At 73.5% G+C, this 14,102-nt stretch carries 13 protein-coding genes and 1 pseudogene; 8 read left to right on the top strand and 6 right to left on the bottom strand.

Going from position 1 to position 14,102, the window contains the following annotated elements; genetic code table 11:
• Positions 1-14: 14 nt before the first annotated feature.
• On the bottom strand, positions 15-566 hold the full coding sequence (locus ACFQWG_RS06555) for a histidine kinase (protein ID WP_380973386.1): 552 nt from the start codon (positions 564-566) through the stop codon (positions 15-17).
• Entirely contained in the window at positions 559-1,005 is a 447-nt protein-coding gene (locus ACFQWG_RS06550; RefSeq protein ID WP_380973383.1) for a YbjN domain-containing protein, read from the bottom strand. Before ACFQWG_RS06550 ends, ACFQWG_RS06555 begins: the two co-directional genes overlap by 8 nt.
• A gap of 81 nt (positions 1,006-1,086) precedes the next feature.
• Here ACFQWG_RS06550 and ACFQWG_RS06545 point away from each other — a divergent pair, with 81 nt between their 5' ends.
• The 3 genes from ACFQWG_RS06545 to ACFQWG_RS06535 are packed head-to-tail and all read left to right on the top strand — an operon-like array spanning position 1,087 to position 4,255.
• Entirely contained in the window at positions 1,087-2,310 is a 1,224-nt protein-coding gene (locus ACFQWG_RS06545) for a GNAT family N-acetyltransferase (RefSeq protein ID WP_380973380.1), read from the top strand.
• Positions 2,307-3,302 (top strand): tRNA (adenosine(37)-N6)-dimethylallyltransferase MiaA, encoded by a 996-nt coding sequence (miaA, locus tag ACFQWG_RS06540; RefSeq protein ID WP_380973377.1) that lies wholly within the window; start codon positions 2,307-2,309, stop codon positions 3,300-3,302. The genes ACFQWG_RS06545 and miaA overlap by 4 nt, the downstream gene beginning before the upstream one ends.
• On the top strand, positions 3,299-4,255 hold the full coding sequence (locus ACFQWG_RS06535) for a diaminopimelate epimerase (RefSeq protein ID WP_380973374.1): 957 nt from the start codon (positions 3,299-3,301) through the stop codon (positions 4,253-4,255). The genes miaA and ACFQWG_RS06535 overlap by 4 nt, the downstream gene beginning before the upstream one ends.
• 302 nt (positions 4,256-4,557) lie before the next feature.
• Here ACFQWG_RS06535 and ACFQWG_RS06530 read toward each other — a convergent pair.
• Together ACFQWG_RS06530 and ACFQWG_RS06525 are read right to left on the bottom strand one after the other, a co-directional pair.
• Positions 4,558-4,614 (bottom strand): annotated as a pseudogene (locus tag ACFQWG_RS06530) (hypothetical protein); the annotation flags it as partial.
• Between the two features lie 18 nt (positions 4,615-4,632).
• Complete coding sequence (locus tag ACFQWG_RS06525) at positions 4,633-5,265, bottom strand: class I SAM-dependent methyltransferase (protein WP_380973371.1); 633 nt, start codon at positions 5,263-5,265, stop codon at positions 4,633-4,635.
• Between the two features lie 95 nt (positions 5,266-5,360).
• On the opposite strand from ACFQWG_RS06525, the gene hflX reads away from it, so the two are divergent.
• The 3 genes from hflX to ACFQWG_RS06510 all read left to right on the top strand — a co-directional run bounded on the left by hflX (position 5,361) and on the right by ACFQWG_RS06510 (position 10,018).
• Positions 5,361-6,893 carry a GTPase HflX gene (gene hflX, locus ACFQWG_RS06520; protein WP_380973368.1) on the top strand — a complete coding sequence of 511 codons (1,533 nt, stop codon included), beginning with the start codon at positions 5,361-5,363 and terminating at the stop codon, positions 6,891-6,893.
• Positions 6,894-6,969: 76 nt separating this feature from the next.
• Complete coding sequence (locus ACFQWG_RS06515; protein WP_380976265.1) at positions 6,970-8,883, top strand: ATP-dependent DNA helicase; 1,914 nt, start codon at positions 6,970-6,972, stop codon at positions 8,881-8,883.
• Between the two features lie 142 nt (positions 8,884-9,025).
• Positions 9,026-10,018, top strand: a complete 993-nt coding sequence (locus tag ACFQWG_RS06510) for an L-lactate dehydrogenase (protein ID WP_380973365.1) — start codon at positions 9,026-9,028, stop codon at positions 10,016-10,018.
• 93 nt (positions 10,019-10,111) lie between these two features.
• Here ACFQWG_RS06510 and lexA read toward each other — a convergent pair whose 3' ends face one another.
• On the bottom strand, positions 10,112-10,786 hold the full coding sequence (gene lexA / locus ACFQWG_RS06505) for a transcriptional repressor LexA (protein ID WP_380973362.1): 675 nt from the start codon (positions 10,784-10,786) through the stop codon (positions 10,112-10,114).
• Positions 10,787-10,998: 212 nt separating this feature from the next.
• Between lexA and ACFQWG_RS06500 the strand changes: the two genes are divergently transcribed.
• Entirely contained in the window at positions 10,999-11,499 is a 501-nt protein-coding gene (locus ACFQWG_RS06500; protein ID WP_380973359.1) for a LysM peptidoglycan-binding domain-containing protein, read from the top strand.
• Positions 11,500-11,503: 4 nt separating this feature from the next.
• Positions 11,504-12,139, top strand: coding sequence for a transcriptional regulator NrdR (gene nrdR, locus ACFQWG_RS06495; protein WP_449329131.1), 636 nt, complete (start codon positions 11,504-11,506; stop codon positions 12,137-12,139).
• 14 nt (positions 12,140-12,153) lie between these two features.
• Here the strand turns inward: nrdR and ACFQWG_RS06490 are convergent, their stop codons facing one another.
• On the bottom strand, positions 12,154-14,010 hold the full coding sequence (locus ACFQWG_RS06490) for an AMP-binding protein (RefSeq protein WP_380973356.1): 1,857 nt from the start codon (positions 14,008-14,010) through the stop codon (positions 12,154-12,156).
• Positions 14,011-14,102 lie beyond the last annotated feature (92 nt).

Below are 14,102 nucleotides of genomic sequence, written 5' to 3'. Positions count from 1 at the left end.
GCCGGACAGGCGGGTCAGGCGTCCTCGGGCGGCGTGACCAGACCTGGCAGCTGACGCGCGGCCTGGAGCGTGACGACGATCCCCCGCGCGATCATGAGGTGGATCTGGCGGTCCGAGAGCCCCTCGCCGACGAAGAACCGCGTCGAGAGATGGAAGAAGAACCGCTCGTCGCTGCGCGCCGGGATGACCGTGGGCTGCAGATGCTGGGAGTTCCAGGTGTTCGCGGTCTGCTGGAGGTCGAAGGGATCCGGGGCGCCCTCCTCCATGCCGTCGGGCAAGGGCACGCGCGCCTCGAACTGGGCCCAGGGGGCGTCGGCTGGCTCCCGGTGGAGGCGCATCGGCAGGGAGTTGATGAGCACTCCGATCGCCGCCTCGTCACGGGTCACGGGGAATCCGTCGCCCTGCACGACCCGGGCCGCGCGCTCCAGGGTGAAGGGCGTGACCTCCGTCCCCCATCTCTCGGCCGCATCAGGAGGCAGGGGCCTCCCTGGTTCGTCGCCGCCCCCGTCCCCGTGCGGCTCCTTCCCGGATGCTCCCCCCAGCGACCAGGTCTTCCACTCAGCCATCGCTGTCCTCCTTCGCCCAGGGGTCCGGGAACTTCGCGTCGAGCGTGTTGAACGCGGCCAAGCTGGCGAGGATGAACTGCCGGACCTCGGCGGAGGCCTGCGCGTCGGTGGCGCCGCCGCCCCAGTTGAAGGTGTGCTGGAGCAGGACGCGGATCTGGCCGCGGTCAGTGACGGTCGTCGTCATCTTGGGCAGGTAGGTCGTCGCGTTGAACTGGCGAACGACCTCGGCGATGGCGGGCGCGTGGCGGATGGCGAGCGAACGCGGCCACTCGGCGACACCCTGCGGAGGGCGTCCCTCGGGCACCACGATGCGCACGACATGCCGCGGCACGATGGCCGCCACCTGGTCGGAGTCTCCGAGGAAGGGGATGAGCCCAGCCCCGCGCACTGCCGTCGCCACCCGGTCGCGGGTCATGGGGGCGGGGATGCTGGCAGTCATGCCTCCACCCTAGATGATCCCCTCCAGGCGGTTCGGCGCGGGTGGGCGTGGCGGCCGGAGGGAGGCCCCTACACTGTGGCCATGACCGCGACGATCCGCTTGGCGCGCCTGCCCGATGCCGGCGAGGCGGAGGCTCCGAGGGTCTTCTCGGAGGGCCTGGAGGGGCTGAGCCGGGCGCATTCCCTGCGCCTGGTGGGCCGAGAGGACCTCACGACCTCGGCTCAGGAGTACCGAGCGCTCGCTTCCGATGCGGACACCAGGCGCCTCCGCGTGGTGGCGGTCCTCGACGGGGGAGGACGGGGCGTGGACGAGTGGCTCGCCCGGGTGGGTGGCGCCGGTGCCCCGTCCCCGGACGAGGCCGTCCCCGCTTGGGATCCCGGATCGGCGGCGCCGGAAACGCCGGCCGCGGTCGTCGGCGGCGTGGAGGTCAGCGCGTCGTTGATCAGCGATCCCCGCAGGGCCGAGATCGACGTCATGGTGGCCCCGGGCTGGGGCGGTTCCCGGCTCCCCGACCTGCTGACGGCCCTCGGCGAGACGATCGCGGCGGCATGGGGGCGCCCGGTGCTGCAGGTGTGGACGGACTGCCCCGGCTGGGCGCAGACCGGCTCGCCCCAGGCCGTCTCCGGGGTGGCGACACCGGTTCCCGGCGACGGGGACGTGGCCTCTCCGATGCGCACGGGGTTCACCGACCTGCTGCGCGCGCGGGCCTACCGCCCGGTGCACGCCGAGTGGGTCACCTGCCTCGACGTCGCCGGGACGGAGGAGCCTGAGGGGGACGGAGCGCCCTTGGGCGAGGCGAGCGGCTACGAGGCCGTGTCCTGGTCCGGGCCGCGCAGCCCCGAGCATCTCCTGGACCAGCTGGCCCGCATCTACGCGCTCGCAGCCACGGACATGCCCTCGGGCGAGATGACGGTGGAGCCGGGAGCCTGGGATGACGGGCGTGTCATGCGCAGGGAGGCCCTGGCCGAGCGATGCGGCCGCGAGTGGGTGACCACGGCGGTGCGCCCCGTGGGCGGCGAACTCGTGGGCTGGACGACGCTCATGGTCCCGCCGGGCCTGCCCGAGGTCGTGTTCCAGCAGGGCACCCTGGTGCGGGTCGACCACCGCGGGCACGGGCTGGCCGGATGGATGAAGCGCGTGAACCTCCGGGAGCTGCTCGCCCGTCATCCCGGCGTCCGCCGGGTCTACACGTGGACCGAGGGCGAGAACACGCCGGTCATCGCCATGAACACGCGGATCGGTTTCCGGCCGGTCGCCGTGAGCGTGTGCTGGGAGAGGACCGCCGCCGGGGAGGCCGGGGGATGACGGAACCGCGCGACCTCATCGTCGCGGTGGTCGGGCCGACGGCCTCGGGGAAGTCGGGCCTGGCGCTCGACCTCGCCGGCATGCTGCCGGGGACGCTGGGCGCATCCGCCCCGGCGGAACTCGTCGGCGCCGATGCGATGCAGCTCTACCGCGGCATGGACATCGGCACCGCGAAGACCCCTCCCGACGAGCGCCGCGGCATCCCCCACCACCAGGTCGACGTCCTCGACGTCACCGACGAGGCCTCGGTGGCCGCCTACCAGCGCGAGGCCCGGCACGACGTCGGGGCCATCCACGGGCGCGGCGGCGTCGCCCTCGTCGCCGGGGGATCGGGACTGTACCTGCGCGCCCTCCTCGACGTCATCGACTTCCCCGGCACCGACCCCGGGGTCCGTGCGCGCCTGGAGGCCGAGGCCGAGGGACCGGAAGGGCCCCGGGGCCTGCACGCGCGCCTGGAGGTCCTGGACCCGGATTCGGCCGCGCGCATCGACCCCCGCAACGCGCGCCGACTGGTCCGGGCGCTGGAGGTCATCGAGCTCACCGGGCGGCCCTACTCCTCGCACATGCCGCGTCGGGAGTTCCAGGCCCCCGCCGTCATGATCGGGGTGCGGCGCCCCTGGGAGGAGCTGGACCGGCGCATCGGCGCCCGAGCCGCCGCGATGTTCCGGGACGGGCTGGTCGAGGAGACGCGAGGGCTGATCGCCGCTGGCCTGCGGGAGGGGCGCACAGCGCGCCGGGCCACCGGGTACGCCCAGGCGCTCGCGGTCATCGACGGCGAGATGGGCGAGGACGACGCGGTGGGCTCCGTGGCGCTGTCCACCCGGCAGCTGGCCCGCCGCCAGGCCAAGTGGTTCCGGCCGGATCCCCGCATCGTGTGGCTCGAGGCCGGCGAGGGCGCGGGAGGCGCCGACGCCCGGGGACGCGCGCTGGCCGACCGCGCGGTGGACGTCGTGCGCTCCGCCGCCGAGGGGCTCGGTAGCGTGGGGGCATGACCGCGCACTTCGGGCTGCCCGCGGGCACCCGTCTGACGAAGGCCCACGGCACGGGGAACTGCTTCCTCCTCCTGGACGATCCTGACGGCAGGCTGGACATCCCGGCCTCCTCGGTGGCGGCGCTGTGCGCGGTGTCGACCGGCATCGGGGCGGACGGCCTCATCCGCTGCGTGCGCGAGGGCGGCACCTGGTTCATGGACTACCGCAACGCCGACGGATCGATCGCCGAGATGTGCGGGAACGGCATCCGCGTCTTCGTCGACCACCTGCGCCGTACGGGCCTCGCGCCGTTGGAGACGGGAGAGGCGCTGCCCGTCCGCACGCGCGGGGGGATGCGCCGGGTGAGGGTTCTGGGGCCCGGGGGGATCCGCGGGGCCGGGGGCGCACGCGGCGACTGGTACAGCGTCGACATGGGGCCCGCGGCGACCTCGGGGGTCGCTGACATGCGGGTCGGCGTGGTCGGGCTCCGCGGCGCGTTCGACGCGATCCGCGTCGCCCTGCCGAATCCCCACGCCGTCATCGACGTGCGCACGCGCGAGGCGCTCGAGGCGGCGGTGCTGCCGGGCGCCGACGTCCTCGCGGCCCCCGCGGGCCTGCGGCCGTCCTACGACCCGTGGCCGGCGGAGGGCGTGAACCTGGAGCTGACGGTGGACGTCACGGAAGGCCGGGCCGGCCGGGGCGCCGGCTCCCGGGCGGGGGGCCATGCGGAGCAGGGCCATCTGGTGATGCGCGTCCTCGAGCGTGGCGTGGGGGAGACGCAGTCCTGCGGCACCGGGTGCTGCGCGGCGGCCGTGGCGGCCGCGATCCGGCGCGGGGGCGTGGAAAGGGGCGCGCCGGCCGACTGGCGGGTCGACGTCCCGGGCGGCACCGTGGGCGTCCGGCTCCCCGCGGAGCCGGACGGATCCGTGATCCTCTCGGGTCCCGCGGTCGAGATCGCCGAGATCCGGCTCTGATCCGCCGTGCTCCCCGCCGGTCGCGGCGGCACGCGCGAAACGCCGGCCGGGCACCAGCCGCACGGCCCCCATCGCGGCGTCGACGACGACCGATGCCACCGGTGCCGTCCAAGAGAGGGCCACTCCCAGCGCATCGAGCGCGATCGAGATCCAGGACTTCCGATCGGGGCCCAGCACCTGGCGGATGCGGTCCGTGGGATCGGCGAGGGCGAGGGCGTGCTCGAGGATCCGCCAGAGGTCCCCGACCCCGCGAGGTCCGGCCGCGACGAGCCCTCCGGCGGGCGGAGCTCCAGCACCATGATCGTGAGCACGATGGCGAGCACGCCGTCGGTGAACGCCTCCACGCGTGAGCTCTGCATGGCGTGAAGCGTCGTCCGTCACATCTGCCGGACAGGTCCGCCCGGGCGGACCTCGAGGATGCGATAGCCCTTCTTCGAGGCGACGGTCCGCGTGGGCAGCCCGCTCCCGTCCAACCAGGCTCTCAGCGAGTCCGCGCCGAGGTTGCGCTGGACGACGAGGTAGGCCGCGCCGCCCTCGGCCAGGAGCGCCAGCCAGTCGGCGAGCATCCGGTGCAGGGCGGCCTTCCCGATCCGCACCGGCGGGTTCGACCAGATGAGGTCGAAGCGCAGGCCGTCCCGGCGGGCCCGCTCGAACGCCTCCGCGGCGGGGAGGGCCCGCACCCCCGACGCGCCGTTTGCCGCGGCGTTGCGCGCGGTGAGGTCGACGGCCCGAGAGTTGACGTCGACGGCCCAGATCTCGGCCTGGGGCGCCTCGAGGGCGAGGACGACGGCGAGCGGGCCCCACCCGCATCCGAGGTCCAGGAACCGGCCCGACGGGGGAGGAGCCGGCGCCTTGTCCAGGAGCTGCGCCGTGCCCAGGTCCAGCCGGTGGCTCGAGAAGACCCGTCCGGAGGTCTGCATGCGGAGCTCGCGGCCCCGCGTGCGCACGGTCAACGTGCGCAGCTCGTCCTCGTCCGCCGGCGCCGAATCGGTGAAGTACTGGTCGTCCACAGCCCTGAGCGTACTGGAGCGGGGGACGGGGGCTCGCCGTGACAGACTGGGGGCACCCTCGCGACAACGGCGGGGCGGGGCATCCGGGAGGACCGATGGACGACGACACGACGGCACCGCGCACGACCACGGGCGGCGGCGAGGACGGACTGCGTCGCGCGGAGGACGTGGTCGCGCGGATCCTCGCCCGACGGGGGACGGCCCTCGCCTCGACGGAGGGGCAGGACCACGCCCACGACGCCGGGGAGCTGGAACGCGAGGCGCGCGAGGGGACCCGGCGCGTCCAGGGGCTGTCCACGGAGCTCGAGGACGTCTCAGAGGTCGAATACCGGCAGATCCGCCTGGAGCGCGTGGTGCTGGTGGGCCTGAGGACGTCGGGGAGCGAGGAGGACGCCGAGGTCTCCCTGCGCGAGCTCGCCGCGTTGGCCGAGACCGCGGGATCGCAGGTTCTCGACGGCCTCATCCAGCGTCGCCCCGCTCCCGACCCGGCCACCTACCTGGGGTCCGGCAAGGCGCGGGAGCTCGCCGAGACCGTGGCGGCGAACGGGGCGGACACTGTCATCGTCGACGGAGAGCTGGCCCCCTCGCAGCGGCGCGGGCTCGAGGACGTCGTCAAGGTCAAGGTCGTGGACCGCACGGCCCTGATCCTCGACATCTTCGCCCAGCACGCGAAGTCCAGGGAGGGCAAGGCCCAAGTGGAGCTCGCCCAGCTGGAGTACCTGCTGCCGCGGCTGCGCGGATGGGGCGAGTCGATGTCGCGTCAGGCCGGCGGCCGCGTCGCCGGGGGCGAGGGCATCGGCTCCCGCGGCCCGGGCGAGACGAAGATCGAGCTGGACCGGCGCCGCATCCGCACGCGTATGGCGAGGCTGCGCGCCCAGATCCGGGACATGGAGCCCTCGCGGCGGACCCAGCGCGCCTCGCGGCGGCGCGGGGGCGTGCCCTCCGTGGCGATCGCCGGATACACGAACGCCGGGAAGTCGACGCTTCTCAACCGCCTGACCGGTTCCGACGCCCTGGTCGAGGACGCGCTCTTCGCGACGCTGGATCCCACGGTGCGGCGCACGACGACCCCGGACGGACGGGTGTACACGCTCACCGACACCGTCGGATTCGTCCGCAACCTGCCGACGCAGCTGGTCGAGGCGTTCCGCTCGACACTGGAGGAGGTCGGCGAGGCCGACGTCATCCTCCACGTCGTCGACGCCGCGCACCCGGATCCCACCGGGCAGGTCCAGGCCGTGCGCTCCGTGCTTGACACGATCCCAGATGCCGGCGGCATCCCCGAGATCATCGTCCTCAACAAGGCGGACCTGGCCGCGCCCGAGCAGCTCGCGGTTCTGCGCACCGCCTATCCCGAGGCGGTCCCCGTGTCGGCGTGGACGGGCGAGGGCATCGACGCGCTGCGCTCGCGCCTCCAGGAGGTCCTGCCGCGCCCGCGCGTCCTCGTCGATGTCGTTGTGCCCTATTCCCGCGGCGATCTGGTCCACCAGGTCCACGAGGACGGCGAGGTGGCCTCCGAGGACTATGCCGACGCCGGAACGCACCTGGTCGCCCGCGTCGACGACGCCCTGGCGGCGCGCCTGGGCGAGGTCAACGCCGCCCCGGCACCGGACCTCGACGGTGAGTGAGGAGGCTGCCGCGCCCCCGTCCGAGCAGTCCGCCCCGGACCTGCCCCGCCGCGTGCTCGCCCGCGTCGTCGTGGCGATGGGCGGGGGAGACCGCGAGGGGCAGCAGCGCATGGTGGACGAGGCCGCCGCAGCCCTCGGCTCCGGCGCGCATGTCATGGTGCAGGCGGGCACGGGCACCGGCAAGTCGATCGGATACCTCGTCCCGGTGCTCACCGCCTGCGCGACGCAGGGCAGGCGGGCGCTGGTCACCACCGCCACGCTCGCGCTCCAGCGCCAGATCCTCGTCAAGGACGCTCCGGCCGTCGTCGACGCCGTCGAGGCTGAGTGCGGCGTCCGACCCGAAGTCGCGCTGCTCAAGGGCTGGAACAACTACGTGTGCCTCCACCGCGTCAGCGGCGGGTATCCGGAGACCGGCACGCTCTTCGACGCCGCGGAGGCCCCAGGCGGCGGGAGCGGAGCGGAAGCCCCCGCCACGGACCTGGGGCGGGAGGTGATGCGGGTGCGCGAATGGGCTGCCTCCACCGACACCGGCGATCGCGACGACCTGGTTCCCGGCGTCTCCGACCGCGCGTGGCGGCAGGTGTCGGTGACCAAGCGTGAGTGCCTGGGGCGGGCGTGCCCGGTCGCCGACGAGTGCTTCGCCCAGCGCGCGCGCGACCGGGCCTCGGAGGCCGACCTCGTCGTCTCCAACCACTCGATGCTCGGCATCCAGTCGATGGGTGCCCTCGACCTCTTCCCCGACATCGACGCGGTCGTCGTCGACGAGGCTCATGAGCTCGCCTCCAGGGTACGCGACCAGGCCAGCTGCGAGGTCTCCCAGCCCCTCGTCCAACGTGTCGCGCGCTCTGCTCGGGCCCACGCGAAGGTCGACACCGCCGCGCTGGACACGGCCGGCGCCGCACTGGGAGCCGCGATCGCGGGCCTGGACGACGGCCTGCTCCTCGACCGGCCGCATCGGCTGGGCGCCGCGATGGCGGCATTGGACGCGGCCGTGCGCGACGCGCTCACCCAGGTCGAGGGCTCGTCCGCCGACCAGGCGTCGAAGCTCCTAGCCAAGGGGGCCCTTGACGAGCTCTCGGGCGCGATGGACGCCTGGTCCCGCCCGCCCGAGCAGTCGATCACTTGGGCCTCGCGTCCGGCGCCCTCCGCCCGGGACGCCACGGAGCGGCTGATCATCGCGCCCCTCGACGTCGCGGCCGGCATCGGGACGGTCGCGCTGGGCGCCCGGCCCGCCGTGCTCACCTCGGCCACCCTGGCGCTTGGCGGGTCCTTCGACGCGCTGGCGCGCGAGACCGGTCTCATGGTCTCGGGCGTCCCCTGGCACGGGGTGGACGTCGGCTCGCCCTTCGACGCCGCCAGCCAGGGCATCCTCTACACCGCGGCCCACCTGCCCGTCCCCGGGCGCAACGGCCCGGAGCCCCAGGCCCTGGAGGAACTGGTCGCGCTCGCGGAGGCCTCCCGGGGCGGCGTGCTCGCCCTGTTCTCCTCCTGGCGCGGGGCGCAGGCGGGGGCCGAGGCCCTGCGCGGGGAGACGGACCTGGAGGTCCTCCTCCAGGGCGAGGAGACGACCTCCGCGCTGGTCGCGCGTTTCCGGGACCGGCGTGACTCGTGCCTGGTGGGAACGCTGTCCCTATGGCAGGGGGTGGACGTGCAGGGCCCCTCGTGCCGGCTGGTCGCCATCGACCGGATTCCCTTCCCCCGCCCGGACGACCCTGTCGCGAGGGCCCGGGCGATCGACGCCGAGCGGCACGGGCTGTCAGGATTCCGCGCCGTGTCCCTCTCCCACGCCGCCCTGCTCATGGCCCAGGGGGCTGGGAGGCTGCTGCGCTCGCGGGAGGATCGCGGCATGGTGGCGGTCCTGGACCCGCGCCTCGTCACGAAGGGGTACGGATCCTTCATCCGCCACTCGATGCCCGCGATGTGGCCGACCACCGACCCCGCCGTCGCGCGGGCGTCCCTGGAGCGGCTCGCGGACGCCCTCGACGGGTGAGGGGATCCACAGGGGGCCGCGGGAGGCGCGGAATCCGGCCCGGGGGCGGGCAGGCAGGGACCGAAGCACCTCGTCCGTCGGCCGCCCGTCTGGAAAGATGGGGGCATCGGCCAGAGCACAAGCCCACATCTAGGAGGACATCGTGCCGGAGTCACATGCGAAGAGTCTCTACCCCGCCACATCGGCGGGCCACCCATCGAAGATCGCGATCATCGGGGCGGGCGCCGTGGGAACGGCGGTGGCCTACGCCTGTGCGATGAGGGGGGACGCCCGCAGCATCGTCCTGCAGGACATCAACAAGGCGAAGGTCGAGGCCGAGGCCCTCGACATCGCCCACGGCATCCAGTTCACCCCCACCGGCTCCGTCGAGGGATCGGACGACGTCGAGATCGTCTCCGGGGCCGACCTGGTCATCGTCACGGCGGGCGCCAAGCAGAAGCCGGGCCAGAGCCGTCTGGAACTCGCCGAGTCGACCGTCGCCCTCATGAGGAACATCGTCCCGAGCCTGCAGAGGGTCGCGCCCGATGCGCGCTTCATGTTCATCACGAACCCGGTTGACGTCGTCACCTACGTCGCCCTCAAGCTGACCGGCCTGCCGCGCAACCAGGTGTTCGGGTCGGGGACGGTCCTGGACACCTCGCGCCTGCGCTACCTGGTCTCACTGCAGACGGGGGTCGCCACCCAGAACATCCACGCCTATGTCGCCGGCGAGCACGGCGACTCCGAGGTCGCCCTGTGGTCCTCGGCCGAGATCGGCAACGTCCCCGTCCGCCACTGGGGCCCGACCCTGTCCGGGCGGCTCTTCGACGCCGAGCTGCGGTCGGAGATCGCCCAGGAGGTCATCCAGTCCGCCTACAAGATCATCGAGGGCAAGGGCGCGACGAACTACGCGATCGGCTTGGCGGCGTCGAACATCGCCGGCGCCGTGTTGCGCGACGAGTCCCGCGTGCTGACGATCTCCACCCTGCTGGAGGACTGGGAGGGCATCTCCGACGTCTGCATGGCGGCGCCGACGATCGTCGGCCGCCCGGGGGCCGGTCGCGTTCTCAACCCGCCGCTGACGCTGGCCGAGCGCGACGGGCTCACCGCCTCCGCCCAGCGCCTCCGCCAGGTCGCGCGCGACCTGGGCTTCTGAGGAGCCGCGCCCGCACCGACGGCGCCGCCCTCGTCCATCCCGACGGGATCGACGAGGGCGGCGCCGGATCGCGGGGAGGAACAGGCTCCACCGTCACAGGGATCGCAGGACGGTGACCACCCGGCCGAGGATGACGGCCTCATCGCCGGGGATGGGGGAGTAGCCCGCGTTGCGCGGCAGGAGCCAGACGTGCCCGTCGGCACGGGAGAGGACCTTGACGGTGGCCTCGCCGTCGATCATGGCGGCGACGATCTCGGAGTCCTCGGCCGTGGGCTGGGACCGCACGACCACGTAGTCACCGTCGAGGATGCCGGCCTCCACCATGGAGTCGCCGTGGACCTCGAGCATGAACAGCGTTCCGCGTCCCGTCAGGCGCGTGGGGAGTTCGAAGACGTCCTCGACGTACTGCTCGGCCGTGATGGGGGCTCCCGCGGCGATGCGTCCGACGAGGGGCACGGCGGCCGCGCCCTCGCCCTCGGCGAGGGCGACCGGCAGCTCGATGGTGGTCACGGTCGAGGCGGGACGCGCCTCGGGGGCGGCGGGCGCCGCGGGAGTGACCTCCAGGGCGCGGGGCCGGCCCGGGACGCGCTGGAGGTAGCCCGCTTTCTCGAGGGAGTCGAGGTGGTGCTTGACGGTCGAGGGCGACGCCAGGCCGACGGCGTCGGCGATCTCGCGCACCGAGGGCGGGTAGCCGTGCTCCCCGACGCTGGCGCGGACCAGCTCGAGGATCTGCTGCTGGCGTGCCGAGAGCGGCGGACGGTCGCTCATCGTGGTCTCCTCCTGTCGCCCGGGGAACGCCGCCGGCGCGAGGGGCCGCGTCCGCAGATGCACATGGGTGCTGTTCCACTGGTCTCAGGCTAGGCGACGAACCCGCCGATGTGAAACACATGTTCGAGCGGGTCTCGACAACGGGCCCCAGATGGCGATATCGTACAGGTGTTCGACGAACGTGTGTGCGACTGAGTGGCAAGGAGACAGCAATGAGCGCTCTGATCATGGCATCCGGAGGCGCGCCGGCGCGCGCCCCGCGTCCGCGTCGTCTCCGGGCGGTTCCCGACGCCCCGTTGGCCGACGTGCGCGACATCTCCACGGCGCCCTCGGCCGCGCGTCGGCGCGAGGCGGTCCTCGCCGAGGATCCCGCCGCCCAGCGCCGTCCGGCGGGCGGGGCGTCCGTCCGCGTGGGGGCGGGCGCGCGGGAGGCGGCGGGCCGTCGCTCCCCCGTTCTGCGCATCGTGACGGGGATGGCGGCGGTGGTCGCCGCGACAGGCGTCGCCGTGGCCGCCGGCATTGCGGCCCAGCCGGACCCGTATGCCGGACCGACGTTCACGCACTCGGTGAGCGCGGGGGAGTCCGTGTGGGGCCTGGCCGCGCAGCTGGGCTCCGACCGTCCCCTCGACGAGGTCGTCCACGACATCGAGCGGCTCAACGACCTCGACAGGGGACTCTCCGCCGGTCAGGAGGTCACGCTGCCGGTGGAATGAGCCCGTGGCCCCTGTGGCCAGTGTTGCACGTGGGCAGGTCGAAACGTACCGTTGGGGCGGTCAACCCCTGGAGGCCCACGTGCACTGCCCCTACTGCCACAACGCGGATTCCCGCGTCGTCGACACCCGGATCGCGGACGACGGCGCCTCCATCCGCCGTCGCCGTGAGTGCACGGCCTGCAAGAGACGGTTCACCACGCTGGAGACCTCGTTGTTCCAGGTGGTCAAGCGCTCCGGGGTCATCGAGCCCTTCTCCCGGGACAAGGTCGTCAACGGGGTGCGCCGGGCCTGTCAGGGGAGGCCGGTGTCGGAACAGGATCTCGCCCTCCTCGCCCAGCAGGTCGAGGAGACGCTGCGCGCCAGCGGCGTGTCCATCGTGTCCTCGGAGGAGGTCGGCAAGGCGATCCTGCCCTACCTCTCAGACCTCGATCAGATCGCCTATCTGCGTTTCGCCTCGGTGTACCGCGGCTTCAAGACCCTCGACGACTTCGAGGCCGCCATCGCGGAGCTCCGAGGGCGCCGGGACGCGCCGGACCCGGCTCCCGACGGGGACTCGAAGGCTCCGGGGGCGCGCCAGGCGCGCCGCCGCCCGCGGCGGACGGCCGCGGCCCCCGAGGAGCCCACGCTGCTTGACGGATGACATCGGCCCCATCTTCAGTCCGCGGTCCCGTCGCCCCGGTCGCTCTCGGAGCCGGCGGCGTCCGATCCCGTCGTGCCGGAGGGGGAGGGGCCGCGCTCTGACTGCTCGCGGAGGTCCCGCAGCCCCTTGAGGCGTTCGGCGGCCTCGGCGGCCACCGCGTTGACGGCGATCTGGGCCTGGTCGGCGAGGCCGGCGACCCGCTCCTGGACGCCCAGGATCTCCTCGCGCACGCGGCGGCGCATGACCTTGCCGATCTGGCTGCGCGGCAGTTCCTTCATCACCACGATCTGACGGGGGAGCGCATAGTGGGCGAGGGACTTCTCCGCCCAGGTGCGCACGTCCTCCAGGGTGACCGACGCGCCGGCTTCCAGGACGATGGCGGCCACGACGCTCTCGCCGGAGGCGCCGGCGGGGACGCCGACCACGGCGATGTCGCGCACCCCCGGCATCGAACGGACAGCGTCCTCGACCTGGCTGGGATAGACGTTGAAGCCCTGGGCGTTGATCATCTCCTTGCGGCGGTCGGCCATGACGAGGAACCCGTCGTCGACGCGGGCCAGGTCACCGGTGCGCAGCCAGCCGTCGCGCAGGGCCTCGGCCGTCTCCTCGGGGCTGTCCCAGTAGCCGGAGAAGACCTGGGGCCCGCGGGCGATCAACTCGCCGACCTCGCCGGGAGCGACGTCGCGGGACGGATCCTCGGGGTCGACGAGGCGGACCTCGGTGGAGGGGAAGGGCACTCCCAGGGCTCCGGGGCGGCGCTCGGGCGACACGGGATTGCCGACGATGACGGGCGAGGCCTCCGTCATCCCGTATCCCTCGATGATGAGCCCCTCCGAGGCCTTCTCCCAGCGGCGAGCCAGGTCGCGGTCCAGGGCCATGGCCCCCGAGAGCGTGTAGCGCATGGAGGTGAGGTCGGCGCCCAGTTCATCGGCGCCGGCCAGGAGGCGCTCCAGCATCGGGGGGACCCCGACGAAGAACGTGCACGGCAGACGCTTCTGGGAGGTGAGGACCATGGCGACGTCGAACTTCGGGAAGAGGGCGATGGTGGCGGCCAGGCGGATCCCGGCGAGCATCGAGATCCCGAAGCCGAAGGCGTGGAACAGGGGGAGGGCGCAGTCGAAGACCTCTGCGGCCTCGTGGAGCTCGGGCACCCACGCGATGTCCTGGGCGACATTGGCGCACAGGTTGCGGTGGGTGAGGGTCGCCGCTTTGGGCACGCCCGTTGTGCCGCCCGTGTGGATGAGCAGGGCAGGGTCGTCGGGTCCGGCCGGGCAGCTGCCCTCCCACCGGGACGCTCGGGCGACGCCGTGGTCCCAGGAGCGCACTTCCGGAGGCGTCGGCGCCGACAGGTCGGCGCGACGGCGCCGGGCGGCGGGCAGGGGCAGGCGGAGCAGGGCGCGGGAGGCCAGGGGGAGGGCGTCGGCCAGGGACACCCCGAAGACCACCACCCCGGGGTCCAGGAAGCCGAGCTTCTCCACCGAGTTCTCCCAGGCCACGACCACGCGCGCGCCGTGACGGCGGAACTCGGCTTCGAGCTCCCGCGCGGGGGCCAGGGGGTTGTGCTCGACAGCGATGGCGCCCAGCATCATGGCGGAGAAGACGGCGGTGACGTGCTGCGGGCAGTTCGGCATGACCAGCGCCACGCGATCGCCGGGACGCACCCCCGCCTGGGCCAGCAGCGCGGCACCGCGCCGGACCTGGTCCGCCAGCTGCCGGTAGGAGGTCGTGCGGGAGAAGAAGTCCAGGGCAGCGCGATCGGGGTGGCGACGGGCCGAGTCCTCAAGAAGATCCGGGACCCGCTGGTCCGTGACGTTGACGGTGAAGGGAACACCGGGCGCGTACCCGGCGCGCAGCTCATCCGTGAGGGACATCTGACCTCCAGCCTCGTGACGCGTGGTGACGGAATCCTACGGTAGCGTAGGTCGCTCTCCTGCGTTCGCCCGGGGCGCGAGGACGTCCCCCG

The organism is Schaalia naturae (assembly GCF_042665795.1).
In the GTDB taxonomy this organism is placed as follows: domain Bacteria; phylum Actinomycetota; class Actinomycetes; order Actinomycetales; family Actinomycetaceae; genus Pauljensenia; species Pauljensenia naturae.
The sequence above is the reverse complement of the archived record's forward strand: the minus strand, read 5'-3'. Positions and strand labels throughout refer to the sequence as shown.

Bases quoted from the DNA above. Each gene is read 5' to 3' on its own strand.
- hflX (WP_380973368.1), top strand. From the start codon at position 5,361: ATGGACGACGACACGACGGCACCGCGCACGACCACGGGCGGCGGCGAG.
- ACFQWG_RS06555 (WP_380973386.1), bottom strand. From the start codon at position 566: ATGGCTGAGTGGAAGACCTGGTCGCTGGGGGGAGCATCCGGGAAGGAG.
- ACFQWG_RS06550 (WP_380973383.1), bottom strand. From the start codon at position 1,005: ATGACTGCCAGCATCCCCGCCCCCATGACCCGCGACCGGGTGGCGACG.
- ACFQWG_RS06515 (WP_380976265.1), top strand. From the start codon at position 6,970: ATGGGCGGGGGAGACCGCGAGGGGCAGCAGCGCATGGTGGACGAGGCC.
- ACFQWG_RS06490 (WP_380973356.1), bottom strand. From the start codon at position 14,010: ATGTCCCTCACGGATGAGCTGCGCGCCGGGTACGCGCCCGGTGTTCCC.
- ACFQWG_RS06535 (WP_380973374.1), top strand. From the start codon at position 3,299: ATGACCGCGCACTTCGGGCTGCCCGCGGGCACCCGTCTGACGAAGGCC.
- miaA (WP_380973377.1), top strand. From the start codon at position 2,307: ATGACGGAACCGCGCGACCTCATCGTCGCGGTGGTCGGGCCGACGGCC.
- ACFQWG_RS06500 (WP_380973359.1), top strand. From the start codon at position 10,999: ATGAGCGCTCTGATCATGGCATCCGGAGGCGCGCCGGCGCGCGCCCCG.
- ACFQWG_RS06545 (WP_380973380.1), top strand. From the start codon at position 1,087: ATGACCGCGACGATCCGCTTGGCGCGCCTGCCCGATGCCGGCGAGGCG.
- lexA (WP_380973362.1), bottom strand. From the start codon at position 10,786: ATGAGCGACCGTCCGCCGCTCTCGGCACGCCAGCAGCAGATCCTCGAG.